The 25,424-nt window shown below is 61.1% G+C and carries 26 protein-coding genes and 1 pseudogene; 18 read left to right on the forward strand and 9 right to left on the reverse strand.

Annotation, left to right across the window (positions count from 1 at the left end; translation table 11 throughout):
• The first annotated feature begins 13 nt into the window (after nt 1–13).
• The 5 genes from DL1_RS15485 (at nt 14) to DL1_RS15505 (ending at nt 4,782) form a co-directional block, all read left to right on the forward strand.
• A complete protein-coding gene (locus DL1_RS15485; protein ID WP_038068059.1) occupies nt 14–1,378 on the forward strand; it encodes an aromatic ring-hydroxylating dioxygenase subunit alpha in 1,365 nt (454 codons plus the stop codon).
• Between the two features lie 86 nt (nt 1,379–1,464).
• Nucleotides 1,465–2,022 carry an aromatic-ring-hydroxylating dioxygenase subunit beta gene (locus tag DL1_RS15490; RefSeq protein ID WP_038068060.1) on the forward strand — a complete coding sequence of 186 codons (558 nt, stop codon included), beginning with the start codon at nt 1,465–1,467 and terminating at the stop codon, nt 2,020–2,022.
• 10 nt (nt 2,023–2,032) lie between these two features.
• The gene (locus DL1_RS15495) at nt 2,033–2,338 is read left to right on the forward strand and encodes a non-heme iron oxygenase ferredoxin subunit (RefSeq protein WP_074855000.1); all 306 of its coding nucleotides are present in this window, start codon (nt 2,033–2,035) and stop codon (nt 2,336–2,338) included.
• Between the two features lie 31 nt (nt 2,339–2,369).
• A complete protein-coding gene (hcaB, locus tag DL1_RS15500) occupies nt 2,370–3,203 on the forward strand; it encodes a 3-(cis-5,6-dihydroxycyclohexa-1,3-dien-1-yl)propanoate dehydrogenase (protein WP_038068063.1) in 834 nt (277 codons plus the stop codon).
• Between the two features lie 127 nt (nt 3,204–3,330).
• Nucleotides 3,331–4,782, forward strand: a complete 1,452-nt coding sequence (locus tag DL1_RS15505; protein ID WP_038068065.1) for an aldehyde dehydrogenase — start codon at nt 3,331–3,333, stop codon at nt 4,780–4,782.
• A 117-nt stretch (nt 4,783–4,899) separates the two neighbouring features.
• Here the strand turns inward: DL1_RS15505 and DL1_RS15510 are convergent.
• Both DL1_RS15510 and DL1_RS15515 read right to left on the reverse strand, forming a co-directional pair.
• Nucleotides 4,900–5,217: pseudogene (locus tag DL1_RS15510) on the reverse strand (transposase); the annotation flags it as partial.
• A 72-nt stretch (nt 5,218–5,289) separates the two neighbouring features.
• Nucleotides 5,290–7,662, reverse strand: coding sequence for a 1-deoxy-D-xylulose-5-phosphate synthase N-terminal domain-containing protein (locus DL1_RS15515; RefSeq protein ID WP_038068067.1), 2,373 nt, complete (start codon nt 7,660–7,662; stop codon nt 5,290–5,292).
• 130 nt (nt 7,663–7,792) lie between these two features.
• Here DL1_RS15515 and DL1_RS15520 point away from each other — a divergent pair, with 130 nt between their 5' ends.
• Entirely contained in the window at nt 7,793–8,311 is a 519-nt protein-coding gene (locus DL1_RS15520; RefSeq protein WP_419247628.1) for an Lrp/AsnC family transcriptional regulator, read from the forward strand.
• Nucleotides 8,312–8,741: 430 nt separating this feature from the next.
• Here the strand turns inward: DL1_RS15520 and istB are convergent, their stop codons facing one another.
• From istB to DL1_RS15540, 4 genes are all read right to left on the reverse strand, one after another.
• The gene (istB, locus tag DL1_RS15525; protein WP_038068069.1) at nt 8,742–9,506 is read right to left on the reverse strand and encodes an IS21-like element helper ATPase IstB; all 765 of its coding nucleotides are present in this window, start codon (nt 9,504–9,506) and stop codon (nt 8,742–8,744) included.
• A gap of 169 nt (nt 9,507–9,675) precedes the next feature.
• Nucleotides 9,676–9,861, reverse strand: a complete 186-nt coding sequence (gene merF, locus DL1_RS15530) for a mercury resistance system transport protein MerF (RefSeq protein WP_107817721.1) — start codon at nt 9,859–9,861, stop codon at nt 9,676–9,678.
• Nucleotides 9,862–9,865: 4 nt separating this feature from the next.
• Entirely contained in the window at nt 9,866–10,171 is a 306-nt protein-coding gene (locus tag DL1_RS15535; protein ID WP_038068071.1) for a heavy-metal-associated domain-containing protein, read from the reverse strand.
• 18 nt (nt 10,172–10,189) lie between these two features.
• Nucleotides 10,190–10,498 carry a mercuric transporter MerT family protein gene (locus tag DL1_RS15540; RefSeq protein WP_236016736.1) on the reverse strand — a complete coding sequence of 103 codons (309 nt, stop codon included), beginning with the start codon at nt 10,496–10,498 and terminating at the stop codon, nt 10,190–10,192.
• Nucleotides 10,499–10,654: 156 nt separating this feature from the next.
• Between DL1_RS15540 and DL1_RS15545 the strand changes: the two genes are divergently transcribed.
• Nucleotides 10,655–11,071 carry a MerR family transcriptional regulator gene (locus DL1_RS15545; protein WP_038068073.1) on the forward strand — a complete coding sequence of 139 codons (417 nt, stop codon included), beginning with the start codon at nt 10,655–10,657 and terminating at the stop codon, nt 11,069–11,071.
• Between the two features lie 57 nt (nt 11,072–11,128).
• On the opposite strand, the gene DL1_RS15550 is transcribed toward DL1_RS15545, so the two are convergent.
• The gene (locus DL1_RS15550; protein WP_245739654.1) at nt 11,129–12,070 is read right to left on the reverse strand and encodes a hypothetical protein; all 942 of its coding nucleotides are present in this window, start codon (nt 12,068–12,070) and stop codon (nt 11,129–11,131) included.
• 105 nt (nt 12,071–12,175) lie between these two features.
• Here DL1_RS15550 and DL1_RS15555 point away from each other — a divergent pair, with 105 nt between their 5' ends.
• The 11 genes from DL1_RS15555 (at nt 12,176) to DL1_RS15605 (ending at nt 24,326) form a co-directional block, all read left to right on the forward strand.
• A complete protein-coding gene (locus tag DL1_RS15555; protein ID WP_038068076.1) occupies nt 12,176–14,347 on the forward strand; it encodes a ParB/RepB/Spo0J family partition protein in 2,172 nt (723 codons plus the stop codon).
• 126 nt (nt 14,348–14,473) lie between these two features.
• The gene (locus DL1_RS15560; RefSeq protein WP_038068078.1) at nt 14,474–14,854 is read left to right on the forward strand and encodes a DUF3768 domain-containing protein; all 381 of its coding nucleotides are present in this window, start codon (nt 14,474–14,476) and stop codon (nt 14,852–14,854) included.
• 115 nt (nt 14,855–14,969) lie between these two features.
• Nucleotides 14,970–15,266, forward strand: a complete 297-nt coding sequence (locus tag DL1_RS15565) for a hypothetical protein (protein WP_038068079.1) — start codon at nt 14,970–14,972, stop codon at nt 15,264–15,266.
• 77 nt (nt 15,267–15,343) lie between these two features.
• Nucleotides 15,344–15,727 (forward strand): DUF6878 family protein, encoded by a 384-nt coding sequence (locus tag DL1_RS15570; protein ID WP_038068105.1) that lies wholly within the window; start codon nt 15,344–15,346, stop codon nt 15,725–15,727.
• Between the two features lies 1 nt (nt 15,728).
• The gene (locus DL1_RS15575; protein ID WP_038068081.1) at nt 15,729–16,205 is read left to right on the forward strand and encodes a DUF6915 family protein; all 477 of its coding nucleotides are present in this window, start codon (nt 15,729–15,731) and stop codon (nt 16,203–16,205) included.
• Nucleotides 16,206–16,310: 105 nt separating this feature from the next.
• Nucleotides 16,311–16,955: a hypothetical protein gene (locus tag DL1_RS15580; protein ID WP_038068083.1), complete on the forward strand. Its 645-nt coding sequence runs from the start codon at nt 16,311–16,313 to the stop codon at nt 16,953–16,955.
• Nucleotides 16,956–17,005: 50 nt separating this feature from the next.
• Nucleotides 17,006–17,257 (forward strand): type II toxin-antitoxin system ParD family antitoxin, encoded by a 252-nt coding sequence (locus tag DL1_RS15585; protein WP_009827037.1) that lies wholly within the window; start codon nt 17,006–17,008, stop codon nt 17,255–17,257.
• Nucleotides 17,250–17,549, forward strand: a complete 300-nt coding sequence (locus DL1_RS15590; protein WP_038068086.1) for a type II toxin-antitoxin system RelE/ParE family toxin — start codon at nt 17,250–17,252, stop codon at nt 17,547–17,549. The genes DL1_RS15585 and DL1_RS15590 overlap by 8 nt, the downstream gene beginning before the upstream one ends.
• A gap of 126 nt (nt 17,550–17,675) precedes the next feature.
• Nucleotides 17,676–22,073: a strawberry notch-like NTP hydrolase domain-containing protein gene (locus tag DL1_RS15595; RefSeq protein WP_038068087.1), complete on the forward strand. Its 4,398-nt coding sequence runs from the start codon at nt 17,676–17,678 to the stop codon at nt 22,071–22,073.
• On the forward strand, nt 22,070–23,116 hold the full coding sequence (locus tag DL1_RS15600; RefSeq protein WP_038068088.1) for a DUF7146 domain-containing protein: 1,047 nt from the start codon (nt 22,070–22,072) through the stop codon (nt 23,114–23,116). The genes DL1_RS15595 and DL1_RS15600 overlap by 4 nt, the downstream gene beginning before the upstream one ends.
• A gap of 298 nt (nt 23,117–23,414) precedes the next feature.
• Nucleotides 23,415–24,326 (forward strand): DUF2493 domain-containing protein, encoded by a 912-nt coding sequence (locus tag DL1_RS15605; RefSeq protein ID WP_038068089.1) that lies wholly within the window; start codon nt 23,415–23,417, stop codon nt 24,324–24,326.
• Nucleotides 24,327–24,334: 8 nt separating this feature from the next.
• On the opposite strand, the gene DL1_RS15610 is transcribed toward DL1_RS15605, so the two are convergent.
• Together DL1_RS15610 and DL1_RS15615 are read right to left on the reverse strand one after the other, a co-directional pair.
• On the reverse strand, nt 24,335–24,628 hold the full coding sequence (locus DL1_RS15610) for a helix-turn-helix domain-containing protein (RefSeq protein WP_038068090.1): 294 nt from the start codon (nt 24,626–24,628) through the stop codon (nt 24,335–24,337).
• Nucleotides 24,625–24,966, reverse strand: a complete 342-nt coding sequence (locus DL1_RS15615) for a type II toxin-antitoxin system RelE/ParE family toxin (RefSeq protein WP_038068091.1) — start codon at nt 24,964–24,966, stop codon at nt 24,625–24,627. Before DL1_RS15615 ends, DL1_RS15610 begins: the two co-directional genes overlap by 4 nt.
• Nucleotides 24,967–25,424: the final 458 nt, after the last annotated feature.

Raw genomic sequence — 25,424 nt, forward strand, 5'->3', positions numbered from 1 at the left:
GGAGGAGCCTACGATGAACGTAAAGGCAAATGTTGGCGCGACGGGCGCTTATTCTGATGCCGAAATTCTTGCAATGATTGACGAGAAGAACGGCAAGTTCGACCCTAAGATCTATGTTGACGAGTCGCTTTATCGCCTTGAGCTTGAGCGCATTTTTGCGCGCACCTGGGTTTGCATGGGTCACGAGTCGCATATCCCGAATTCGGGCGACTTCACGACCGCCTATATCGGCGAGGATCCTGTGGTCGTTGTGCGCCAGAAAGACGCCAGCATCCGCGTGTTCCTGAATCAGTGCCAGCACCGCGGAATGCGCATCTGCCGCGCCGATTCGGGCAACGCCAAGGCATTTACTTGCACCTACCATGGTTGGGCATACAATCAGGGCGGTGATCTGGTCAGCGCCCCGATGGAGAAGGAAGCCTTCGGTGGTTGCCTGAACAAGGCAGAGTGGGGGCCGAAGCAGGCGCGCGTCGAAACCTACAAGGGTCTCATTTTTGCGAACTGGGATGCCGACGCGCCGGGACTCGACGAATATCTGGGTGATGTCAAATTCTACATGGACATCATGCTCGACCGCTGTGAGGCCGGAACCGAGGCGATACCCGGGATCCAGAAATGGGTCATTCCCTGCAACTGGAAGTTCGCGGCCGAGCAGTTTGCTTCGGACGCTTATCATGCGGGCACCACCTCGCACTTGTCCGGCATCATGGCCGGTGTGCCGGAAGATGTGGATATTACCCAGGTTGCCCCTCCGACGGATGGTTTGAATGTCCACATGGAGAACGGCCATGGTTGCGGCCTCTTCTTGCGCAACCCGATGTTCTACATGACTATTGTTGGGCCGAAGGTGACGGAATACCTGACGACCGGGCCAGCATACGAGGAGGCAGTGCGGCGTTTGGGTCAGGGACGAGCGGACGTGAACCTTTGCCATACCAACGTCTTCCCGAACCTGTCGTTCCTGGCAGGGATCAACACGGTCCGGATGTGGCAGCCTCGCGGCCCGAACGAGATCGAGGTCTGGACCTTCACTCTCGTTGACAAAACTGCCCCGCAGGAGATCAAGGACGAATGGCGTCGCCACACATCGCGCACATTCTCGGCGGGCGGCGTGTTCGAGCAGGATGATGGCGAAAACTGGTGCGACATCCAGCAAGTGCTGCAGGGTCATGTTGCACAAAACCAGAAGTTCAACATCGAAATGGGCTCGCATACAGTGACGGCCGATAATCCCGAGGGCTTCCCCGGGCTGAGCTTCGCATACACCTATAGTGAGGAGTCGGCGCGAGGCCTGTACCGTTATTGGACGCAGATCATGACCGCACCGGATTGGGATGCAATCCGCCGGATCGATCAACGGCCGCTCGCGGCAGAGTAACGTTCAATCGGCGGCAAATGTCCGCTTATGTATCAAACGTCTGCCGATACGCCTCGGCAGACACTTTACGATGAGGGAGGAATAAGATGCTCGATGATACTTTCAAGGCTGCCTTCGAAAGCAAGCCCAAGGCCGTTTCTCTGGAGCTTCAGCATGAAGTCGAACAGTTCCTGTATTGGGAATCCAAGCTTCTGACGGATCGCCGGTACAAAGAGTGGTTCGGCTTGCTGGCTGAGGACCTTCACTATTGGATGCCGATCCGCTCGACGAAGATCATGCGCGAAGTCGCTCAGGAATATACCGATGAGCAAGGCTTTGCCCATTTCGACGACAACTGGTACACGATGAAAGGCCGGATTCGCAAGATCATGTCCGATGTGGGCTGGTCCGAAAACCCGGCCTCTCGCGTGCGTTATCTGATCGGGAACGTCATGGTCGTTCCGGAAAACGAGAATACGATCAATGTCGTTTCGGCGTCGATGGTGTACAGGACGCGGCAAGAACGCCAACTTGACGTTTTCGCCTGCGAGCGCCGGGATGTTCTGCGTCGGGTTGAAACCGAAGCGGGCTTCGAGATTGTGCGCCGCACGATCCTGATTGACCAGAGCACAATCCTGTCGAACAATCTCAGCTTTTTCTTCTAAGGGAACAAATATGGCATGGATCAAGGCGCTCCCTTCGGCAGATGTGCCGGAGGGGGATATGAAAGTATTCGAAGGTGGACCTGAGCCGATAATGGTGTGCCGGGTGGACGGCGAAATACACGCCGTCCAGGACACCTGTACGCATGACACGTGGTCACTCGCGGACGGTTTTATCGAGGACGGAGTTGTCGAGTGCAGTCTGCACTTCGCGAAATTTTGCGTCAGAACCGGCAAGGTGAAGGCCCTGCCTGCTTGTGAGGCACTCAAGGTGTTCCCCGCAAAGGTTGACGGCGACTTCATATACATCGACTGCTGAAAAACAGCGTCAAAAACAGGGAGGAATTACAATGCAACTCAAGGATCAAGTCGCGCTCGTGACGGGCGGAGGGTCCGGTCTTGGACTCGCCATCGTGGAACGCTTCGTCGAGGAAGGCGCACGTGTTGCAATCTTTGACCGCTCGCAAGAGCGCATCGACGACGCGGTGAAAGCGTTTGGCGACAAGGTCGTCGGCATCGCGGGCGACGTTCGCAAAGTGGACGACAACAATCGGGCGGTGGCCGAGTGCGTCAGCGCCTTCGGCAAGCTCGACACGTTCGTCGGAAATGCGGGCATCTGGGACTACTCGAAAACCATGGTCTCGACAGAAGATGACGAACTGTCATCTGCTTTCGACGAGATGTTCGCCATCAACGTCAAGGGCTATGTCCTTGGAGCCAAGGCGGCATTGCCAGAGCTTTACAAGACCAAGGGCCACATGATCTTTACCGCGTCGAACGCTGCCTTTTATCCAGGCGGTGGCGGTGTTCTTTACACGGCAACGAAGCATGCGGTGGTCGGCATGATCAAGCAGATGGCGCATGAATTTGCACCGCACGTACGGGTCAATGGCGTCGCGCCAGGTGGTATCGGTGGCAGCAACCTCGCCGGAACCAGTGCCCTTTCGCAAGAGGGAATCAAGTTTTCCGATATTCCGCTCGACGACCTGATGAAGCAAATGCTGCCGCTTGAACGTGCATTCAATGCGCGGGAATATGCTGGCGCCTACGCCTTCTTCGCCAATCGTCGCGACAATACGCCGGGCACTGGTGCCGTACTGAATTTCGACGGCGGTATCGGCATGCGGGGCTTTGGGTCTCCGAATATGGGCGCAGAGCTCGTTGCAAAGTTCGGCGCAATTTAACCATAGCCGTGCGCACGGATAGGCCGTGCGCACAGTTGAAACTGGGTCGTTCTCTGGACGAATCCTCGCGAGGCTTTTGGCTGACGCAGGTTTCAAGAACAGAGAAGTAAACTTAAGAGGACATGGAATGACTATTCAGCTCTATATCGACAATGAGGCGCAGAATGCCACAGGCAACGCCACATTTGAACGCCGCTCACCTGTAAGTGGCGAAGTCGTGACGCGTGGCGCAGCTGCCACGCCAGGGGATGCCGTGGCCGCGATCGAATCTGCCGAACGCGCCTTTGCGTCCTGGTCGCAGACTGGTCCGGGCCATCGCCGCGCCCTGCTCATGAAGGCCGCGGAAGAGATCGAAAAGCGCACGGAAGATTTCGTTGTCGCCATGAAAGCCGAAGTCGGGGCAGGCGAACTCTGGGCACGCTTCAATGTCATGCTCGCGGCGAATGTTTTCCGCGAAGCCGCAGCGATGACCACGCAGATTCAGGGCAGCACTATCCCGTCTGACAAGCCGGGCACGTTGTCGATGACCGTGAGACAGCCGGTAGGTGTGATCCTGTCGATCGTGCCTTGGAACGGGCCGATTGTGCTGGCAGCGCGGGCCATTGCCTATCCGCTGATGTGCGGCAACACCGTTGTTTTCCGCGCCTCGGAAACCTCTCCCAAGACCCATGTGCTGGTTGCTGAGGCCGTCCATGCGGCCGGTTTTCCCGCAGGAACGCTCAACTTCGTGATCAACGACCCAAAGGACGCACCCGAAGTCGTAGAGGCAATGATCGCGCATCCAGCCGTGCGGCGTGTCAACTTCACCGGTTCGACGCATGTTGGCCGGATCATTGCTGCGGCTTGTGGCCGCCATCTCAAGCGTAGCCTGATGGAACTCGGCGACAAGTCCCCCATGGTGGTCCTCGCGGATGCGGATATCGACGGCGCAGTGAATGCGACCATCTTCGGTGCCTTCCTCTATCAGGGCCAGATCTGCATGACGACAGAGCGTGCCATCGTCGATGAGTCTGTCGCCGATGCGTTCGTCGAGAAACTCGCCGCGCGGGCAGCACAGCTGGAGGCGGGCGATCCACGCACTCAGGCGGCTTGCGCGCTTGGTCCGATCATCAGCCAGGGCGCAGTTAATCACCTGAACGGTTTGCTTGCCGACGCGACCGAAAAAGGTGCGAAGATACGGACTGGCGGGCTTGCAGACAGCACCCTGATGTCGCCGACTGTGCTCGATGGTGTCACATCCAAGATGCGCATCTACTCCGAGGAAGCCTTTGGTCCGATCTTGCAGGTGATCCGTGTCAACGGCGCGGACGAAGCTGTTCGGGTGGCCAATGACACTGAATACGGCCTGTCTGCTGCTGTCTTCGGGACAGACATGGTCCACGCACTTGATGTCGCAATGCGCCTTCAGACGGGTTCAGTGCACATCAACGGCTCCACCGTCTCGAATGAAGCCCAAGCGCCTTATGGCGGCACGAAGGCCAGCGGTTGGGGCCAGTTCGACAGCACTGCGGTGATTGATGAATTCACCGAGCTGAAGTGGATTACGATCGAACAGCCGTCCCAACAGTATCCCCTGTAAGGCAGGCCAGAAACCGGGCGGATGAGGTTGGGAAAATGATTGCCATCGGTGATGGTGATGATCCTATTCGCATCCGCCCGGTCAGAATCTGTCGGCTGGAGTGGGCAAAAGCTGGTGGGTCTCATCCGGAATGCGGTCATCGCCCAGTTCGATCCCGGCAAAGCGGCGCATCGCCTGGCTGTCGTAGAGGGTCTCCTCGGCCATCGGGTCGCTCAGAGCATACCAGTTCCGAAGGAAATAGACCCGCAGCATCACCTCCAGAGCCATCGGTGGCCGACCGCCCTTTGGCCCGGCCTTGGGATAGTGCGGCACGATCAGCGCAAGCAGCCGAACCCACGGCACCACCGCATCCATCTCCGCCAAGAACAACTCCCGCCGCGTCCGTTTCTTCTTCATGGCGTCGCGCAGGCCGGGAAGAGCGGGCTGTTTCGGCATCGCAAGGACTCCTTGCAGGGACACCCAAGTCTACCAGATCACGCCAAAAGTGGTGGGTTTTTCAGACGTTCCTTAAACAACGGCAATCTTGCGCCCTGTTGTCAAGCCATTGATCTTCTCTATCATACTTTGCGCATCAATTTTGTAGTATTGGTACAGCTCGCCAATAGTCCCAGTCTGCCCAAAGCGTTCCACACCCAACGGAATCGTCTGGTGGCCCTGAACCGCACCGAGCCATGACAATGTCGCGGGGTGTCCGTCAATTACCGTGAGAAGGCGGCAATGCGGCGGCAAATCTTGCAAGAGGCGTTCAACATGACTAGTCGCGCCCTGCTGGCCACGTGCCCGAGCGCGCTGTGCCGCCGTCCAGCCCGCGCTCAGCCGATCCGCCGAGGTAACGGCCAGCACGCCGATGTCACGCCTCGCATCGGCCATCGCGCCTGCGGCGCGGATCGCTTCGGGCGCAATGACACCTTGATAAGCGATCACCACCTCGCAGTTGGGTCCGGGCCGACGCAACCAATAAGCGCCGTCTATAGTTCCTTGCTGCCAATCCCCATTCGGGCGCTTGCCGGGCTGTTCCACCGGGTTCGTCGAGAGCCGCAGATAGACGGAGCCGCCGGCTTCATCGCGCAGCCAGGTGCGCTCGTCAGGATTGCCTGAACCGTCCCGCTGGAGATAGCCTAAGGCCCACTCCATGATAACTGCCAATTCATCGGCAAAGGCGGGCTCAAAGGCGGCCAGTCCGTCTTGGCTCATCCCGATCAAGGGTGTGCCGATAGATTGATGCGCACCGCCTTCGGGTGCCAGCGTAACGCCCGAGGGCGTACCTACCACCATGAACCGCGCGTCCTGATAGCAAGCGTAGTTCAAAGCATCGAGCCCGCGCGCCACGAAAGGATCGTAGAGTGTCCCGATCGGGATCAGCCGCTTGCCGAACAGTGAATGCGACAGCCCCGCCGCCGCCAGCAACAGAAACAGGTTCATCTCGGCGATGCCAAGTTCGATGTGTTGACCTTTCGGCGTGAATTCCCATTTCGCGGTTGAGGGGATGCGATGCTCGATAAAGGCATCGGCCTGCTCAGTGCGGGCAAACAGCTTGCGCCGGTTCACCCAGGGGCCGAGATTGGTGGTGCCGGTCACGTCGGGCGACATCGTCACGATGCGCTCCGCCATAAGGCTGTCGCCTTTGGACAAATCATCAAGGATCTTGCCGAATGCCATCTGTGTCGATATCTCGCGGTCAGATGACAGGGCAATCTCGGGAACCGGCAATACCGCGTCGGTGAAGCGGCGACGACCTTTGGCAAAAAAGGGCACCTTGTCGAGGAACTTTTGCAGCGCGGCGGCGTCTGGCACGGTGGCGAACTTGTCCCACTCCTGCCCCGCCGGCACGCCCATATGTTGTTGCCAGTCGGCCATCTGGTTCTTGGTCATTAAGCCACCGTGGTTGTCCTTGTGGCCCGCAATGGGTGTGCCCCAGCCCTTGATCGTATAAGCAAGAAAACATGTGGGACGGTCGTCGGTGACATTGGCAAACACCTCGGCCATGGTCTCGACACAGTTGCCGCCAAGATTCTCCATCAGCGCCGCGAGTTCCGTATCATTGCGCTTGCCGATCAGCGCCGTCACCGGCCCCTGATCACCAAGATCATCCATCAACCGTTTGCGCCAGACCGCGCCGCCCTGATAGGTCAGGGCGGAATATTGCTGGTTCGGGCAGGCGTCGATCCAATCGCGCAGGGCGTTGCCACCCTCTTCTTCAAAGGCCGCGCGCTGCAGAGCGCCGTACTTCACGCGAATGACATTCCAGCTGAAAGCTTCGAAGATTTTTTCTACTCGCGAAAACAGGCCTTCGCGCACCACACCGTCTAATGACTGGCGGTTGTAGTCGATGATCCACCAGCAGTTGCGCAGATCGTTCTTCCAGCCCTCTTGCAACGCTTCATAGATATTACCTTCGTCCAGTTCGGCATCGCCGACCAGCGCCACATGGCGGCCAGCAGCCAGGTCGCTGCTCCAGTCTTTGGCCATCAAGTAATCCTGTACGATCGACCCGAAAGCGGTAATCGCCACGCCCAACCCTACAGAGCCGGTCGAATAATCCACGTCGTCCACATCCTTGGTGCGGCTGGGATAGCTTTGCACGCCCTCGAACCCGCGAAAGTTCTTCATCTTATCAAGCGTTTGATGACCCATCAGGTATTGCATGGCATGAAAGATCGGCGAGGCGTGCGGCTTTACCGCTACGCGATCTTCGGGTCGCAGCGCGGAAAAGTATAGCGCCGTCATGATCGACACCATCGAGGCCGAGCTGGCTTGATGGCCACCAACCTTGATTCCGTCTACCTTTGGCCGGATGTGGTTGGCGTGATGAATCATCCAATGCGACAACCACAACAAACGGTCCTGAAGCGTTTTGAGATGGACTGTGTCAGATGTCATTTTCGGCCCTCGCATTCAAAGCTTGAAGTGTTGCGAGACTAGCAACAATAGTCTGACGCTTCTCGCCTATTTTACGAAGATTTTATGTGTTATGTGGTGACAGTAGCCACTATTTCGGAAAAACTTGATGATTAGCACCAACCTTGATTCTTACGATGTGGGTATTCTGCATGTCCTGCAGCGTAACGGACGTGCCACAATCAACGAACTGGCCGAAGCCGTCGGACTTAGTCCATCCCCGGTGGCCCGCAGGCTGCGCATTTTAGAGAATGCGGGCGTGATCACAGGCTATGCTGCGCTGATCGACGAAACTGCTTTGGGTTATGAATTTTCCGTGTTTGTCTCGGTCAAACTTGACCGTCAAGTGGACGACGCACTGGCCAGCTTCGAAGCCGCGGTGTGCAGCTTTCCTGAAGTTGTCGATTGTTGGCTGATGACCGGCAACCGCGACTATCTGCTGCGCATTGCAACGCGCGGGCCTTCCGATTTTGAACGCTTCCTAACCAGCACCTTCACCAAAGTTTCAGGTGTAGCATCTATTGAAAGCTCAATCCCACTGAGACGCGTCAAGGCAGGCTTGTCACGCACGCTGAAACTTGATGCCAAAGGATATCAAAGGCAAACAACAACTGGGCGTGGTGGATCCTAAACGAGATCTCTTGGCACTGTCATTTGTGGACGTATATGGACCCCGCCTGATTGCAACAGGCTAACTTGGTCTGGTTCGGCGATCACGATTGCAGACGTATATCCGGCTTCCTTGAGCGGCCCGATGTTTCGTCGCCGCGAGCCCCGATGGATTTCCGCGCGCTTCTTCCTCATTGGCTCCAAGGCATCGGCTTTCGCCGCGCCGGTCCACACATCAGGTTCAAGAAGCGATCAGGGTGACCCTTTCACCATCTCCTGCCAGTTGTTGCAACCTTTCGGGGAGCGCGTGTCAACGGCGGAGTAAAAACCAGCCACGTGGCGGCGCAAAATCAGGCCAATGACGGGCGCCAGGCGCCATGGCGCGCGCGCTTGTCACATAGCTGGCGCGTGCCATGGCGCTTGGCCCGCAGGGCCAATCCTGTGGCGGATGATCAGGTTGGGGCTTCGGCCTTTCGGGCGCGGCTTTGGGCGAGCCGATAGCTGTCGCCGTTCATCTCGAGGATGTTGACGTGATGCGTCAGTCGATCGAGCAGTGCGCCAGTCAAGCGTTCGGTGCCGAAGGTCTCGGTCCATTCGTCGAACGGCAGGTTGCTGGTGATCAGCGTGGCCCCGCGCTCATAGCGCTGCGAGATCACCTCGAACAGTAGCTCGGCACCGGTCTTGGAGAGCGGCACGAAGCCCAACTCGTCGATGATGAGCAGCTTGACGGCGGCCAGCTGCTTTTGCAGGCAGAGCAGGCGACGTTCGTCGCGGGCCTCCATCAGTTCGTTGACCAGCGCGGCGGCGGTGATGAAGCTGACCGGCAGCCCCTTCTGGCAGGCGGCCAGCCCCAGCCCGAGGGCAATATGGGTCTTGCCTGTGCCGCTGGGCCCCAAGGCGATGACGTTCTCGCGTCGGTCGATCCATTCGCAGCGGGCAAGTTCCAGCACCTGCATCTTGTTGAGCTTCGGGATCGCCTTGAAGTCGAAGCTGTCGAGGCTCTTTGTGGCTGGGAACTTCGCAGCCTTGATCCGCCGTTCGATCATCCTACGCTCGCGGTCGATCAGTTCCAGCTCGACGAGACGCGCCAGGAACTGGACGTGATCCCGACCCTCGGCGGCGCATTGGCGGGCAAGCTTGTCGTATTCCCGAAGGAAGGTGGGCAGCTTCAGCGTCTTGAGATGATCCGCGAGCAGGATCTTCGGGGCCACGGTCATGCTGCATCCTCCGACAGCAGGGACATGTAGCTGGCCGCGGACGTGGTCTCGACGTTCGCCCGAGGCACGTAGGGGTAGACATCGAGGTCCAGCTTCGGGGGGTCTGATGCCGGGAAAATCAAAAACGCTCATGAGAGCGTACTATTTTGCCCCCTCCGGCATCAGACCCCTAGATGGTCAGGCCGATAAAAAACGCCAGCGCGGGCAGCAGCACATAGTCGAGCCAACCCAGCCAGGCCGACAGGCCCACGGCGCCGAGAAGAACGACCAGGATCGGCGTGAAGCAGCAGAGCGCTGCGATGACGGTGCCGACGACACCTGTTGCAATCAGCTTGCGGTCTGTCCGCTCGGTCATCCCGTCAACCCGAGACGCGCGCCGGGTAGCCTGCATTGGCCGACGCGGTCGCGATCGCCTCGGCGCTGGTCGCGGCGGTGTCGAAGACGACAGTAGCGGTGCGCGCCTCGAAGTCGATCTCGACCGCGTGCACGCCTTCGACGCCCTCCATCGCGCGCTTCACGGTGACCGGACACAGCGCACAGGTCATATTGTCCACCGCGAAGGTGAGGGTCTGCTCGGCGGCGACGGTTTGCGCGACGGCAGGGATGGCCGTGATGGGTGCTGTGGCGGTCAGGCCGAACAGAACAAGGGCAAGGATCGTCTTCATGAGGGTGTCCTTTCGAGATCAGTAGAGAAGCGGAGCCCACCAGTCGATGGTGAGTGCAGCGAGGACGAGGATCAGGGAGGTCCAGAGAGCGGACTTGGTGATGCGCGCCGAGGATGGGCGCGCGCAGTAGGAACCGGGCTCGCAGACGGTCGGTTTGCGGAAATAGACCTGCCGGAATCCCGCCCCGATGAAGCCGAGCGCAATCACGGCGAAGATCGGCTTGAAGGGCTCCAGCGCCGTCAGGTTGCCGATCCAGGCCCCCGAGATGCCGAGGGTCAGCAGCACCAATGGTCCGACACAGCAGGCCGAGGCGAGAAAGGCGCCCATCACCCCGCCCGCCGCAAGCTAGCCCTTTCGGGCGGGGCGATCCGCTGCTGAGGTGTCAGTTCTGTCGTCTGTCAGCGCCATGTCGCGCACCTTTCGTCTGTGGTTGACGATGGGTGTAGGGTCTGTAGTAGCTACAGGCTCAAGAGGAAAACCCCCATGATCGATCACGAAAGCGAGAGCAGCTTAACACGCGGCGACCTGGCCCGGGCGACCGGATGCAACATCGAGACGATCCGCTATTACGAGAAAACCGGCCTGCTGCCCGACCCGCCGCGCAGCGCCGCAGGCTACCGGATATATTCCGCCGCACACGCCACGCGCCTTCGCTTCATCCTGCGCGCCCGCGAGCTCGGGTTCTCGATGGAGGACATTCGCGGGCTGATGGGGCTCAACGATGGTGCCGCGCCGACCTGCGCCGAGGTCAAGGAGCGGACAGAACGTCACCTTGCGGACGTGCGGGCGAAGATCTCGGATCTCCGGCGGATCGAATCCGTCCTCGCTGCAACGGCATCCAGGTGTTCTGGCGCCGAAGTCCCCAACTGTCCGGTGCTCGACGCGATTTCTGGAAACTGAAAACTATGACACGAACTTCCCGAACTCTTGAAGCTCCCATGCATCGAACTGGAAGATTCAAGATCGTGCCGCTACCCATATCTTGAATCGCCCCTGGCCGGTCACCTCGCGGATAAGGCCTCGCGCTTCCATCCAGGCAATATTGCGTTGAACGGCGGCACGGCTAGCGTTGGTCAGGACCTCGCCCATCGGGGCAGAGACAAGGGGCCATTCGGTAAGCACAGCGCGCAAGGCGCGCGGAGTCTTTCCCGAGAGCGCGGTCATCTCGGTTTCTGCCCGCGCTGACCATGCCTCGATATCGTCAAGGTGCCGCATTGCGGTCAGGCATGCGGTCTCCATCCCGTCAAGCCAGCGCGCCAGACGGTCAGCGGGTGGGCCGCTGGCGCGCAGCCCCCCTGCCCCGCCCATAGCCAGAGGTGCAAAGACGGCGCCCCCGCCCTCGCTGGCCACAATCCGCGCGGCTGTGACTGCCGCTTCCATTCGATCGCCCTGCTGCCCAAGGCCCGCAAGGCTCCAGAGGTGATAACCCGCGCAGGCACGGGTTATCGGGTGCAGCTCGGCGGCTTGCGCCATCAGGTTCAGCCAACCGCCCGCGCGATCCGCGAAAGGCTCGGCGTCATCGACCATGTTCTTGGGATCGCGACGATCGAGGAAGGCAGAAAGGTCCACCTTTGGGCCTGGTCCCCCTGTCAGACGACGTACCGCCCAACCGACACGCGCCAGTGCTGCGGGGTCCTCTTGAACGCCTGACAGGCGCATGGATATCCAAATAGCAATGCGATCCGGGCCAATGCGGTCACCCGCGAACCAGCTGAGGTCGGCAGCCTCGATCAGGGCAAGCCTGTGCCGCCATCCTTCCGGGCTGCGCTTCAGGCGGTCGTCCAGCGCGCCGACGCGACCGGCCACACGGGCAAGACGCGCGGCATGACCCGCCTCTGCTTTCCGCCAATCGTCGAGGACCTCGCCTTCACGCAGTTCGGCCCGTGGTCCTGGTGGCAAGGTGATCCGCAATTGGAATAGAGCCAGAGAAAGGGAAGCCCGGGTGCCGGGCTTGAAAGGATAGAGAGAGTCTCATCCGGGTCCGGCGTGACAAGGACCCTGACCATGGCCAAGACCTCAACCCGCCCGAAACCCGCCACCGCGAAGAAAACCGGAGCCGCCGGATCGACCGCGACTGACGGCGCTACCGACATCCGTCTAATCCCGCTCGATCAACTGGAACCGAGCCCTCTCAACGTTCGAAAAGTTGCGGCAAGTGCCAGCGACGACGCTGAACTGCTCGCCAGCATCCGCGAGACAGGCATTAAGCAGAACCTGGTGGTTCATGTGTTGTCAGAGACACGATTTGCGGTCGATGCCGGCGGCCGTCGCCTCAAGGCGCTGAAGCAGCTTGCCGAAGACGGCGTGATCCCCTCAGACCACCCGGTGCCTTGCCTCGTCGAGGACGAGCGCAACGCCATCCTCACCTCTGCCACGGAGAACCTCCAGCGCGCTGCGATGCACCCAGCAGACCAGTTCGAGGCTTTTGAGGCGCTGATCGGTGAGGGTCGCACCGAGGACGAGATCGCGCTGAAATTCGGTGTCTCCGTCGACCTGGTGCGCCGCCGCCTCAAACTCGCCCGTGTCGCGCCCGAGATCATCGAACAGTTCCGTGCGGGTGGCCTTACCCTCGAATGCGTCATGGCCTTCACGCTGACAGACGATCATGATCGCCAGCTGGCGGTCTGGAACGCGGTGAAGGGTGGTTATCACATCCATCCCCAGAGCATCAAACGTCAGCTGACCGAGACTGCGCATTCGGCGAACTCCGCCCTGGGGCGCTTTGTCGGCATCGAGGCCTATGAGGCGGCGGGCGGGGTTCTGCTGCGCGATCTCTTTGACGATCGGGCCAGCGCCCATATGGAAAACCCCGAGCTCCTCGAGCGCCTCGCCATCGAGAAGCTGCAGGCTGCGGCCAAGACTTTTGAAGGGACGTGGAAATGGGTCGAGGTTCACCTCTCGGTCGACTACGGCGCATTTCGCAGTTTCGGGCGGGTCTATCCGCAGGATATCGACCCTGATCCGGACCTGCTAGCCGAGGAGGAAAGTCTTATCGCACGCGAGGAAGAACTGGCGGCGCAGAATGACGGCGAGGATTGGACCGACGCTGAAACGGAAGAATACTACGCGATCGAGCCGCGCCTGCGCGAGATTGAGGCCTTGCAGCGAGAGCGGCAGCCTTTTGCAGACGCTGATCGCGCCATCGCCGGTGTGGTTCTGACCATCGGTCATGGCGGGGCACTGCGCGTCGAGAAAGGCCTCGTGCGTCCCGAAGATATTCCTGCGGCACCCGAGCCCGAAGAGGTCACCACGGATGCGGGTGATGCCCCATCCCCTGCCCGCCCGCACGTGACGCCGCCGACCTCCTCGACACCGGTGCCGACTTCCGATCCGGCCGCGACTTTGCGCAAGGCGGACGGTATTTCGGCGAGCCTGGCCGACGATCTCCGGGCCACGCGCCAGCACATTCTGCGGGCACATCTGGCGGCGGATTTCGAGGTGGCGTTCGATGCGATGCTCTACGCGCTCTGCGAACAAGCATTGGGGCGGTCCTACAACAACGAGGCGCTCGACATCTCGATCCGGCCCTTCCAGGCGCAAAACCGCGAGGTACTGCATGCGGATACCGTCGCCCAGAAAATGCTCGAGGCGCTGGAACAGGACCTCGCCACCGACTGGATGACCTTGGAGAAACCAGAGGACTTCCAGGCGATGTCGGCGCTGCCTCTTGCCGACAAGCAAGCGCTTTTCGCCTGGGCGACGGGTCTGGCAGTCAAGCCGCAGCTTTCCTCCGACAATCGCCCCTCCCCGATCATCGAGGAGATCGGCGGGCGGCTTGACGTCGATGTGGCGGCATGCTGGCGCCCGACCGCGCAGAACTACTGGGGTCGGGTCAACAAGGGCCATGCCGTGGCCACGGCGCGCAAACTGATTGGTGACGATTACGCCGAGGATCGCAATCGCGAGCGCAAGGGCGATATCGCAGCCGCGATGGAACGGGCTTTCGCGGAAACGGCCGGCGAGACGGAAGGCTTCGACGCCGCAACGGTTGCCAGGACGACGCGCTGGCTGCCTGACGGGCTGCTGTTTGCCGGTGCGACGGAGGCCGGTGCCGACTTGGGCAACGATGCGCCGGAGGCCGAGGAGGGGGATTTGTCCGCCGAAGATTCTCTGACCGACGCCGAGAGCGATGAACCGTCGTCCTTGCCCGCCTTCCTGAGCGAGGATGCGGCCTGACGCGGCGAAGACCGATCTGATCACGACATGAACTTTGGGCCGCCCTCGCGCAGAGGGCGGCCCTTTCCCGCTGACGGGTTTCACGCAGCCGGTGTCGGATCGGCTGGCCCGTCCCGGAGATATCCCATGACCACCACACTCGATCTCGATCCCGTCAAGGAAGCCGCACTGATTGCCGCTCATAATGATGCCTTTCGCCGCTCCATCCTCGGGACCACCCCCTCCGTCGATGCGCCGCAGGGCCAGTTCGTCATGACGCGCGGCGTTTCAGCACTTGGGCCTGAAGCCCAGCTTGTTCTCACCCGCCGCGTTGCTTCGTTTGATGCGTTCAACGCTGACAGCGATCCTCATGGCTGGCACGAGATGGGGGTCATCGACCTCGATGGCACGACAGTCTGGTTCAAGCTCGACCTGTTCGACACCGACTACATGTACGGCTCGCCCGAGCCATCCGACCCGGAACAAACGCGCCGGGTCCTGACCCTGCTTCTGCCGTCGGAATACTGACGCCCCTCTTCACCAACATCTCCTCGGACCGTCCTTGCACCAAGGGCGGTCCTTTCGCGCTGGCGGGTTCCAAGGGGCGCGATACCCGCGTCCCGCCCGCCGCAGGAGACCAGAGATGGCCAAGACACTCGACTACCAGATCACCCTCTATCCCGCACATCGCGATGGCGCCTTCGTTGTTACCCAGTTCCAGATGCTGGCGAGCTACCCCGAGAAGCGCATTCAAGCCGCGGGCATGGACGACCTGATCGACCAGGTGACGCAGTTCGCGATGGAGCACGGCGAGAGCTGCAGCGCCTCGGTGCGCTGTCTCGCCCCGCGCAAACCGCCGGGGTTCAAGCGCGCGACCGACAACCTCTATTTCAACCTGGTTGACCGGACGGCTGAGCAGCGCGGCGCGGCGGCAGCCTGAAGCCCCGCAGGAAACTTCCTGGGCGACCTCGCGTAATGGTCGCCCTCCCCTTTCCTCAATTCCAAAGGATCAAAGACATGACACAAGAGACTGATTTCTACGCGCAGATACTAGAATCCCAGAGGCGTGCTGCCGAACAGCGGGTAGAAACCCGCGCGGCGCTTCTTTCCGAACTGCGCACCCTCGGCGTAACGAACATCGAGGTGCAATACGAAGGCTACGGCGATTCCGGCAATGTCGAGGATGTCGTTGTGACCCCTGACACGATCACCCTGACGGAAGAGCTGCGGCGCCGGGCCGAAGATTTCGGCTGGGACTTTGCCTATGCGCTGAGCCCTGGGTTTGAGAACAACGAGGGCGGCTATGGCGAACTCACCTGGGCGCTCGAGACCGACAAGATCGATGTCAGCCACTCGAACCGCTATATCGAAACCAATACCACCGAACATGAAGGGCTCTGACATGGCACATCCCCTCCACCACGCCGAAAGCTCTGCCCGAAAATTCGGCGGTGTTCCAGACGACTATCAGTTCGTGCATGACTGGTTTGACTCATCCAAAGAGCACCTAGGCCTTTTCGTTCACAGAGCCCAAAAACACCATACCGTCGGGATCTATGATGCCGAGCGGGTGTTCGGTCGCAGCCTGACCAACAGCGCGGGCCGGGTCGTCCCGATCCGCTGGATTGGCGAGCAGCATGTGCGCGAAGATTGCCAGGGACGTATCCCTTCGCTGGTAGACTGGCTCGGGCGCATTCAGCCGGAGCCGTGGATGGCCAATGGCCGGATCGACAACGACCCGACGCAGATCGGCAGCGATCCGCGCGCGGTCTGGATCGAGGCGGTGGCCTATCACCAGACCATTCTCGGGTTTGAGGATTGGCTTCTCAAGGTCTCGGTCGAGCACGTCCAGCATCGCCAGAACCGCGCCGCCGCCTGATCCACTGGGCGGCACATTCACCAACCATCTGATCCCATCCAGATCGACCCGCCTGAGCCCCAATCGGCTTGGCGGGTCGATTTCGTTTCAAGAAAGGATATCGACATGCAAGACCCTGTCTACGAGGAGGCCTACCAAGGCCACGTCATCAAGATCTATCACGACCCCGATTCTGAGAGCCCAAGGGAGTGGTCCAACCTCGGAGCGCTGATCTGTTGGCACCACCGATACCGGCTGGGGGACAGCCACCGGTTCGACTGCCCCGAGGCGTTCCTGCGAGATCTTGCGGGCGTCTCGGATCAGAGCGATCTCTCACTGGATCGCCTCCGCGAGCGCGCCGAGCGCAAGGCAATCATCTTGCCCGTGTATCTCTACGACCATTCCGGCCTCGCGATGAACACCATCGGGTTCCATTGTCCGTGGGATTCCGGCCAAGTTGGCTTCGTATACGTAACGCTCGAAACGGTTCGAAAGGAGTTCGGCGCGAAGCGAGTCACCAAGGCGATGCGCGAAAAGGCCAAGGACATTCTGCGCGCTGAGATCGTCACCTTCGATGCCTACCTCGGCGGACGGGTTTATGGCTATGTCGTCGAGCGTGACGGTGAAGAGATCGACGCCTGTTGGGGGTTCTTCGAGCACTATAAGCTGGACTGCCTGTCCGAGGCTCGGGCGGTTGTAGATCCTCTGATTTTGCGAGAGGTACAAAGACCCGCCGCTGCGGAACAGGGCGCAAGCCCACCCCCGAGTTGAAACGCCCACAATACTCATATATCTTATTCATGCGTATTACGGAGGTGAGCATGGCAAGCACAAGCGTCACACTTGGCCCCCATTGGGACGAATTCATCGCCCTGATGCTTAAAGAGGGGCGTTACGGGTCAACCAGCGAGTTGATCCGCGCCTCTCTGCGCCTGATGGAGGAGCAGGAAGGTCAGCGGGCGCGGCTTCGCGTTGCGCTGATGGAGGGCAAACAATCCGGTGACGCCGGTCCGCTTGACATGGATGAGATCAAGCGCGACGCGCGGAGCCGCTCTGGCGCTTCTGATGCGTGACATTCATCACTCTCAGGCGGCAAAATCCGATCTCCTCGACATCTGGGTCGAGACCGACCGACAGTGGGGCGAGGCGCAGGCGGATCGTTATCTCGACGACATCGAGCGTGCCCTGCAGGGATTGATCGCCAATCCTCAAATTGGGTCTGACTGTTCCGATCTCTTGCAGGGTGCGCGCAAACTGATCACGGGTCGGCACCTCGTGTTCTACGAGGTGGACCCGGACAGGATCTTCGTGATCCGGGTCCTGCATCAGTCCATGGATGTGCCGCGGCATCTGCGGCCGTTCTGACACCGGTCAAACACGCAGCGGGGCATTGCCATGAAAGAGCAAGAGGCAGGGCGGGAGGGGTGACCCCTCCCGGGTGAGAGAGTGCGCGCGGGGCTTGGGGCCAACCCTCAACCCCGGAGATTGCCGATGAACGCTCACCCCCATTCCGTCCAACTTGCAACCGAGCCCGACGCCCCTGCCCTGCCAGAGGCTCCGGGCTTCGCCCAACACCTGATGCAGGTTGCGAAAGCCCTCGTCCCCCTGTTCGAGGCGGGCAGGTCCATCGACGCCGCCGCCCTTCGCACTGCGATGGAGCAAGCCTTCGGTGCCAGCGACACCAGCGGCTCCTGGATCTGGAAGGATGCTTACGAAGCCGCAGAGGTCGCCCAGATCCTGATGCTCGCGCGCTATGGCGCGCTGATGCAACGTCAGGCCGCCTCGCCGCACGCCTTCCTCACCATGATCGAGCGTCTCGCCGGTCTGGCCCCCTCCCACACGCGGCGTTCAGAAGACAGCGTACGCTTGCAACAATTCTCAACCCCCATGCCCCTCGCGGCCATTGTCGCCCAGGCTGCGGGGTTTCGCGTCGACGATCTGGTGCTCGAACCTTCGGCCGGCACCGGCATGCTGGCGATCTTCGCCCGGATTGCGGGCGCGCGGCTGGCGCTCAACGAATTTGCGGAAACCCGCCGCGCATTGCTGGGACATCTGTTTCCGGAGGCTGTTGTCACGGAACACGACGCTGCCTCGATCGATGACCGGCTAATTCGCTCGATCACGCCCTCGGTCATTGTGATGAACCCGCCCTTCTCTGCCGCCAACCATGTCGAAGGCCGATTTCGACAGGCGACTAGTCAACATGTGCTTTCCGCCTTGGCGCGCCTCGCGCCGGGTGGGCGGCTTGTCGTCATCACCGGCGAGAGCTTCCGCCACTCGACGAAATCCTTTCAGTCGACGTTTCAGCGGATCGCACAAAGCGCCGATGTGGTATTTTCCGCCGCTATCGACGGCAAGGTCTTTGCGCGGCATGGCACCACGATCGACACGCGGCTGACGGTGATCGACAAGCGTGCGACTGGCGCTGATGAGATCGCATCGGTCGAAAGCGAGGCCGTCTACCATCCGATCTGCGCGACCACGGGTGAACTTCTCGCGTCAGTTCTGACCCATTGCCCGGTGCGCCGCAGCCCTCCACCCTGCCCAACCAGCACAGCCCTGTCGGCTCCGACCGCTTCGACCCGCACCAACCTGCAGGCCCTGCGCAATGCCGCGCGCAAGGAAACCCGTGCCCTTGCCGAAGAACGCGCAAGGCACCCGTTTGACGATATCGCGACGGCCCCGATCGACTACCTGCCGAAGGCTTGGAGCCAACCCGACGGCACGCTGCAGGACACGGTCTACGAGGCCTATGACCTTCAGGCGATCAGGATCGATGGCGCGGCGGAACATCCGACCGCGCTGGTGCAATCCACCGCTATGGCCTCGGTGCCGCCGCCCGTGCCGACCTATCGTCCCATCCTGCCGAAGAACCTCGTTCAGGACGGCCTTCTTTCTGCGCCGCAGCTGGAAAGTGTCATCTATGCGGGCAACGCGCATGAGACGCATCTCAAGGGCTGGTTCAAGCGCGGCGAGATCGAAGGCCAGTTGATGGCGGCGGCCGAGGGCGACGAAGGCGCGTTTCGCCTGCGCAAGGGCTGGTTCCTGGGTGACGGCACCGGCTGCGGCAAGGGGCGGCAGGTCGCGGGCATCATCCTCGACAACTGGCTGCAGGGACGCCGACGGGCGGTCTGGGTCTCGAAGAGCGACAAGCTCATCGAGGATGCGCGGCGCGACTGGATGGCGCTTGGGGGGCGCGAGATCGATATCGTGCCACTGTCGAAATTCCGCCAGGGGAGCGATATCCGTCTCCCAGAGGGCATCCTCTTCGTCACCTATGCCACCCTGCGTTCTGCTGAACGCGACGGGAAAGCCTCCCGCCTCGATCAGGTGACGTCCTGGCTTGGCGAGGGGTTCAACGGGGTCATCGCTTTCGACGAAAGCCACGCCATGGCGAATGCCGCCGGCGAAAAGTCCGACCGCGGCGACAAAAAGGCCTCCCAGCAGGGTCTTGCGGGCCTCGCGTTGCAAAACGCGGTTCCGGATGCGCGGGTGCTCTACGTCTCGGCCACCGGCGCGACGGTCGTCGGCAATCTCGCCTATGCTTCCCGCCTTGGCCTTTGGGGCACCGGGGATTTTCCCTTCGTGACAAGGCCTGAGTTTGTCGCCGCGATGGAGGCCGGGGGAATTGCGGCCATGGAGATGATCTCGCGCGACCTGAAGGCGCTCGGGCTTTATCTGGCACGCTCGCTCTCCTATGCCGGGGTCGAGTACGAAATGCTGGTGCATGAGCTGACGCCCGCACAGATCGCGATCTATGACAGCTATGCCGACGCCTACCAGATCATCCACACCAACTTGGAGGCCGCCCTTCAGGCCTCGGGTATTTCCTCCGAGACCGGTACGCTGAACCCTCAGGCGAAATCCGCTGCGCGCTCGGCCTTCGAGAGCAACAAGCAGCGTTTCTTCAATCATCTCATCACCGCCATGAAATGCCCCTCGCTGATCCGCTCTATCGAGGCGGACCTCGCGGCGGGGCATTCTGCAGTGATCCAGGTGGTTTCGACCAGCGAAGCGGTGATGGAACGGCGACTCGAGGATATCCCGCCTTCGGAGTGGGATGATCTGCAGGTCGATTTTACGCCCAGGGAGAACATCATGGATTACCTGATGCACTCCTTCCCGACGCAACTCTTCGAGCCCTACACCGACGAGAACGGCGATCTGCGCTCGCGCCTTGCCCTCGATGGCGATGGCAACCCGATCATCTGCCGCGAGGCGGAGCGGCGGCGGGACGATCTTGTCCAGCATCTGGGTGCCCTCGCCCCGGTGCAGGGCGCGCTCGACCAGATCCTCTGGCATTTCGGCGGGGAGGCGGTGGCCGAGGTCACCGGACGCAAGCGGCGCATCGTAAAAACGCGTGAGGGGCGGCTCAAGGTCGAGAACCGCCCCGCCTCCTCCAACCTCGGCGAGACGCAGGCCTTCATGGATGAAGCCAAGCGCATCCTGATCTTCTCCGATGCCGGTGGCACCGGGCGCAGCTACCACGCCGATCTTGGGGCAAAGAACCAGCGCCTCCGGGTGCATTACCTCCTGGAACCCGGCTGGAAGGCCGACAATGCGATCCAGGGGCTGGGGCGTACCAACCGCACCAATCAGGCGCAACCACCGCTCTTTCGACCCGTTGCGACCAATGTGAAGGGGGAGAAGCGGTTTCTTTCCACCATCGCGCGTCGCCTCGACACGCTGGGGGCGATCACCAAGGGGCAACGCGAGACGGGCGGCCAGAACATGTTCCGCGCAGAGGACAATCTCGAAAGCCCCTACGCCCGCGCTGCGCTGCGCCAGTTCTTCTACAAGCTGCGGGCGGGCAAGATCGATGCCTGCTCCTACGCGAAGTTTCAGGAGATGACCGGGCTGACGCTCGATGAGGTGGATGGCACGATGAAAGAGAATCTGCCGCCGATCCAGCAGTTCCTGAATCGCTGCCTTGCGCTGAGGATCGACATGCAGGACGCGATCTTTGAGGCCTTCGGCGGGTTTCTTTCGGCAATCATCGAGGACGCGCGCCAGGCAGGCACGCTCGATATCGGTCTCGAAACCTTGCGCGCGGAGAAGTTCGAGATCGTCGATCGCAAGGTGATCTTCGAGCACGAGGCGACGGGCGCAACGGCGACCGCGCTGACCGTCGAGCGCACCGATCGCAATGATCCGCTGACCCTGCCCCGGGTCAAAGCCATCTGCTCCGATACAAAAGGTGCGACGCTCTGCTGGAACACCTCCTCCAAACGCGCGGCCCTGATGGTGAAGGCGCCGGCCTTCATGGACGAGGATGGTGTGCCAATCCTTCGGGTGAAGCTCTTGCGGCCCATGGCCACCGAGATCCTCGCGCTGACCGAGTTCTCGAAATCGCACTGGGAAGAGATCGATGATGCCATGTTCGAACAGCTCTGGCAGGCCGAGGTTGACGCGGTGCCGGAGTTCACCACCTCGAAGATCACGCTGATCTGCGGCCTCCTTCTGCCGATCTGGGATCGGCTTCCCGCTGACAACATGCGCATCTACCGCCTGCAGACCGAGGATGGGGAACGCGCCATCGGCCGTCTTGTCAGCCAAGAGCAGCTTCTCAATGTCTACGCGCGGCTCGGCCTCGATTGTCAGATCGAGATGAAACCGCAGGAGGTCTTCGCCGCGGTGATGGAAGCCAGAACGACCCTGAACCTCCTCGGCGGCTATCAGCTGCGCCGGTCGCTGGTCATGGGGCAGCCGAGGCTTGAGCTGATAGGTGCTTCAGGCGCGGCCCTGCCCGGACTGAAGGCAATGGGCTGTTTCACGGAAGTGATCCAGTGGAAGACGCGGGTGTTCATTCCGGTCGACGGCATCGAGGTGCTGACACGGATCCTTGCCGAGCATCCGGTTGGCGCCGGCACATCGGAGGCCGCCGCATGAGCGCGCGCCACAGTATCGCGGACCTCTCGGCCGATCTGGCAGACCATGCCGAGAGTTTCTGCCGCCAGTATTTCCCCGAGGGGCGCAAGCTGGGTAATTATTGGCAGGTCGGCGACACGTCCGGTGCAAAGGGCCAGAGCCTCGCCATCCGTCTGCAGGCGCAGGGTGGTCGTAAAGCCGGGTCCTGGCAAGATTTCGCGACGGGTGAATATGGCGACCTGATCGACCTGCTGCACGAGCGGCTCGGTTCAACCACGTTGAAGGAAACGCTGAGAGCAGCCCGATCCTTTCTCGGCGAAGCTCCCTGCCCTGCCGTACCTCGAGACACCCAAAGGGCTGAGCGCCCGGATGCAGCCTCCAGCAAACGCATCGCGCGGGCGCGCAAACTTTTCGCCGCGGGCAAGCCGGTCCTTGGAACCCTCGCCGCCACCTATCTGCAAGGGCGCGGCATCACGCGCTTCGGTCCCGCGATCCGCTATCACCCACGGGTCTTCCTCAGGCAGGGCGAGGACGGCGCCGATCCGCCGGAACGGGCCCCTGCCCTACTCGCAAAGATCACCGACAATCGGGGTCAGATCACCGGATGCGCAAGGGTCTATCTCGACCCGTCCACCGGCGGTTTGGCCGAGATCGAGAGCCCGAAACGGATCCTCGGGCAGCTGCACGGCCATGCCATCCGCTTCTGGTCCGGCTCACCTCGCAGCGATCTCATCGTCGGCGAAGGGCTCGAGAACACCCTCTCGGTCGGAACCGCCCTGCCAGAATTCGACCTCGCCTCCTGTCTCACCGCCACCCATCTCGGCCTCTTCATCCCGCCGCCGGGGATCACGCGCATCTGGATCGTGCGAGACAATGACGAAGCTGGACGTAACGCATCAACGAGATTTCGTAACCAATTGGAATCTATTGGAATTGCCTGTGGTGATCTCGTGCCGAACATGGGCGATTTCAACGACGATCTGCGGGCTTTTGGCAAGGATGCGCTGCGCCGCTCCCTGCTCGAGGCCATGAAAACACAAGGTCTGGAGATCGAGGACGGCTGACCGCCAACCTCCCCGGGGATGTCCGACTGGGCAAAGGGTCCGCAGGTTCGATCTGATCCCGTTTGGAAAAGGGGAGCGATGGACCGGCGGGTCGGGGCTGAGTGCCCCTCGCCCGGGCAGCAATGCGCCCCGAACCAGAAAATTCCCCTGAGCCTTCGGCTCATTCCTCGCGGGAACAATTTTCCGGCCCGCGGCGCATTCTCCGCTGCGCTCCGATCCTGACGGATGCGGCCCGGTCGCCGCCGGTCCTGGTATCGCCCCATCCAAATCGGGTCAGATCAAACAGAGGAACCAGACAATGCCCCATCAGACAGACATCCAAGAGGAAACCGGCGTCACCTCCGCCATCCTCGACCACCTGGCACTTCACGGCGCAACACCGGGACCCGGCGAGACCGATCACCGCCCCCTGCCCCAACCTGATGAGGTCGATCTCGCCATGGCGACCCTCTTCGACACCACCATCGGCCTCCTCACCGGCAGCCAATTGGAAGACAATCTCGAAGAGATGCTCTGGTCCCTCACCTCGATCTTCCATCGCCGGCTGACCCATATCCAGAAGCTCCTCGACGACAACGAATTCGAGGTCCGGGAAAGTCTGGCAATCCAGGACGGCTCCGAGGTCGCCTCGGTCGAGCTCGAGCGCCTCCAGATGATCGGGCTCAAGCTCTGGGACCATCGTGACGCCTTCGAACAGATGCGCGATCTGGCCGTGGACCACTTCTCGGCCGCCACCGGTTCACCCTGGCTGCCCCGCACCGGATCAAAGGTCTCCCATCGCGGTCTCACCTCCGCCGTGGTGGACAGCCGGGCCTATCTCTCGGCCAAGCGCCGCAAGGAGACCGAGGTACACTGCCCCGAAGGCACGCGGATCGCTTTCTCGGGCGGGGACTATCAGGCTTACGATCTGATCTGGTCCGTCCTCGATGCCACCCATGCGAAATACCCCGACATGGTGCTCTTGCACGGAGGCACGCCCAAGGGCGCCGAGATGATCGCGGCCCGCTGGGCAGATACCCGTGGCGTCACCCAGGTGGTCTTCAAGCCCGACTGGAAGAACCACGGCAAGGCCGCCCCCTTCAAGCGCAACGACAAGATGCTCGAGACCATGCCGCAGGGTCTGATTGCCACGCCCGGTTCGGGCATCACCGAGAACATCGTCGACAAGGCCCGCAAGCTCGGAATCCGCATCAAGAGGATCGGGGCTTAGGCCCCGGTTCACGCCCCGCGCAAGAGGTCCTGTACGACGGAAGGCTTCTTGGCGATCAATGCCAGCAGAACCTGTGCTGGGCCTGTCGGGTGCCGGCGCCCGTGTTCCCAGTTCAGGAGCGTACCTTTCGCGACGCCAATGCTCTTCGCAAACTCGGCCTGGGACAGGCCCGTCCGTTGCCGGACTTCGGCGACATCGACCTCCGCCACGGACACTTCATGCACTTTGGCGTCGGCCAAATCACCATTCGCGAAGGCCAGAGCCTCTTCGAGGCCCTTGGATACGGATTCAAATGCACTCATGTTGCGTCTCCATATTTCGCGACAAGCGCCTTGCTCATCTCTACCGCAGCAGCCTGTTCGGTCTTTGACAGGTTGGCTTTCTCATTCTTGGCGAAGACCGTGATCAGAAAGATCGGCATATGGGTCCCGCCAAAGACATACACCGTCCTGAAGCCGCCGCTCTTGCCGCTCCCCTCTCTCGGAATGCGGACCTTGCGCAGCCCGCCGCCGAGAGAGATGCCCGCTTCCGGATTGGCGGCAATGAAGTTGATCGCCGCCTCACGTTCCTGGTCCGACATGATTGCCTTGGCGCGCCTTTGGAATTCGGGCAGTTCGACCACTGTTTGCAATCGCGTCATGTTAAGTTCCATATAGGTTTCGGCGGCGTATGTGTCAATGACGTATAGCATGCACACTGGAAGGGCAAGTCAGCGACGGTTGCACGAGTCAGGCAGTATGCCCTTTCAGTTGGTTGCGGCGACCAATGGCCAAGTGTCCTGTCGTATGTATTGACCGAACCGACCAGCCGGGCTCTCATTTCGGGCGATTGGATGGTTGCGGTGTCACGTGACGACCCGGCCTTTCGTTCCACGCTCTGACCGCCTCGAGTACTCATCTGCATCGTGGGCGCTTTCGCGAAGACAATGGGCGCGGTAGTGATCCTGTGGATGCGACTTTGACGTCTGGGTTTTGTCTTATCAGCGATCAGTTTAGAAGGGTGCCAAGGTCCCTGGCATCTCCCTCGTCTGTTCACTCACCTTCCTTCGTGGCCCCCGCACTTCTCCCTTTGTCTGAGTTGCATGACATGCTGGTCGCA

Source organism: Thioclava dalianensis, assembly GCF_000715505.1.
Lineage (GTDB): Bacteria > Pseudomonadota > Alphaproteobacteria > Rhodobacterales > Rhodobacteraceae > Thioclava > Thioclava dalianensis.

What these genes read in the sequence shown, in the direction of transcription:
- DL1_RS15485 (WP_038068059.1), top strand. Translation starts at nt 14, where the DNA reads ATGAACGTAAAGGCAAATGTTGGCGCGACGGGCGCTTATTCTGATGCC.
- DL1_RS15490 (WP_038068060.1), top strand. Translation starts at nt 1,465, where the DNA reads ATGCTCGATGATACTTTCAAGGCTGCCTTCGAAAGCAAGCCCAAGGCC.
- DL1_RS15495 (WP_074855000.1), top strand. Translation starts at nt 2,033, where the DNA reads ATGGCATGGATCAAGGCGCTCCCTTCGGCAGATGTGCCGGAGGGGGAT.
- hcaB (WP_038068063.1), top strand. Translation starts at nt 2,370, where the DNA reads ATGCAACTCAAGGATCAAGTCGCGCTCGTGACGGGCGGAGGGTCCGGT.
- DL1_RS15505 (WP_038068065.1), top strand. Translation starts at nt 3,331, where the DNA reads ATGACTATTCAGCTCTATATCGACAATGAGGCGCAGAATGCCACAGGC.
- DL1_RS15515 (WP_038068067.1), bottom strand. Translation starts at nt 7,662, where the DNA reads ATGACATCTGACACAGTCCATCTCAAAACGCTTCAGGACCGTTTGTTG.
- istB (WP_038068069.1), bottom strand. Translation starts at nt 9,506, where the DNA reads ATGACCGTGGCCCCGAAGATCCTGCTCGCGGATCATCTCAAGACGCTG.
- merF (WP_107817721.1), bottom strand. Translation starts at nt 9,861, where the DNA reads ATGACCGAGCGGACAGACCGCAAGCTGATTGCAACAGGTGTCGTCGGC.
- DL1_RS15535 (WP_038068071.1), bottom strand. Translation starts at nt 10,171, where the DNA reads ATGAAGACGATCCTTGCCCTTGTTCTGTTCGGCCTGACCGCCACAGCA.
- DL1_RS15540 (WP_236016736.1), bottom strand. Translation starts at nt 10,498, where the DNA reads ATGGGCGCCTTTCTCGCCTCGGCCTGCTGTGTCGGACCATTGGTGCTG.
- DL1_RS15545 (WP_038068073.1), top strand. Translation starts at nt 10,655, where the DNA reads ATGATCGATCACGAAAGCGAGAGCAGCTTAACACGCGGCGACCTGGCC.
- DL1_RS15555 (WP_038068076.1), top strand. Translation starts at nt 12,176, where the DNA reads ATGGCCAAGACCTCAACCCGCCCGAAACCCGCCACCGCGAAGAAAACC.
- DL1_RS15560 (WP_038068078.1), top strand. Translation starts at nt 14,474, where the DNA reads ATGACCACCACACTCGATCTCGATCCCGTCAAGGAAGCCGCACTGATT.
- DL1_RS15565 (WP_038068079.1), top strand. Translation starts at nt 14,970, where the DNA reads ATGGCCAAGACACTCGACTACCAGATCACCCTCTATCCCGCACATCGC.
- DL1_RS15570 (WP_038068105.1), top strand. Translation starts at nt 15,344, where the DNA reads ATGACACAAGAGACTGATTTCTACGCGCAGATACTAGAATCCCAGAGG.
- DL1_RS15575 (WP_038068081.1), top strand. Translation starts at nt 15,729, where the DNA reads ATGGCACATCCCCTCCACCACGCCGAAAGCTCTGCCCGAAAATTCGGC.
- DL1_RS15580 (WP_038068083.1), top strand. Translation starts at nt 16,311, where the DNA reads ATGCAAGACCCTGTCTACGAGGAGGCCTACCAAGGCCACGTCATCAAG.
- DL1_RS15585 (WP_009827037.1), top strand. Translation starts at nt 17,006, where the DNA reads ATGGCAAGCACAAGCGTCACACTTGGCCCCCATTGGGACGAATTCATC.
- DL1_RS15590 (WP_038068086.1), top strand. Translation starts at nt 17,250, where the DNA reads ATGCGTGACATTCATCACTCTCAGGCGGCAAAATCCGATCTCCTCGAC.
- DL1_RS15595 (WP_038068087.1), top strand. Translation starts at nt 17,676, where the DNA reads ATGAACGCTCACCCCCATTCCGTCCAACTTGCAACCGAGCCCGACGCC.
- DL1_RS15600 (WP_038068088.1), top strand. Translation starts at nt 22,070, where the DNA reads ATGAGCGCGCGCCACAGTATCGCGGACCTCTCGGCCGATCTGGCAGAC.
- DL1_RS15605 (WP_038068089.1), top strand. Translation starts at nt 23,415, where the DNA reads ATGCCCCATCAGACAGACATCCAAGAGGAAACCGGCGTCACCTCCGCC.
- DL1_RS15610 (WP_038068090.1), bottom strand. Translation starts at nt 24,628, where the DNA reads ATGAGTGCATTTGAATCCGTATCCAAGGGCCTCGAAGAGGCTCTGGCC.
- DL1_RS15615 (WP_038068091.1), bottom strand. Translation starts at nt 24,966, where the DNA reads ATGACGCGATTGCAAACAGTGGTCGAACTGCCCGAATTCCAAAGGCGC.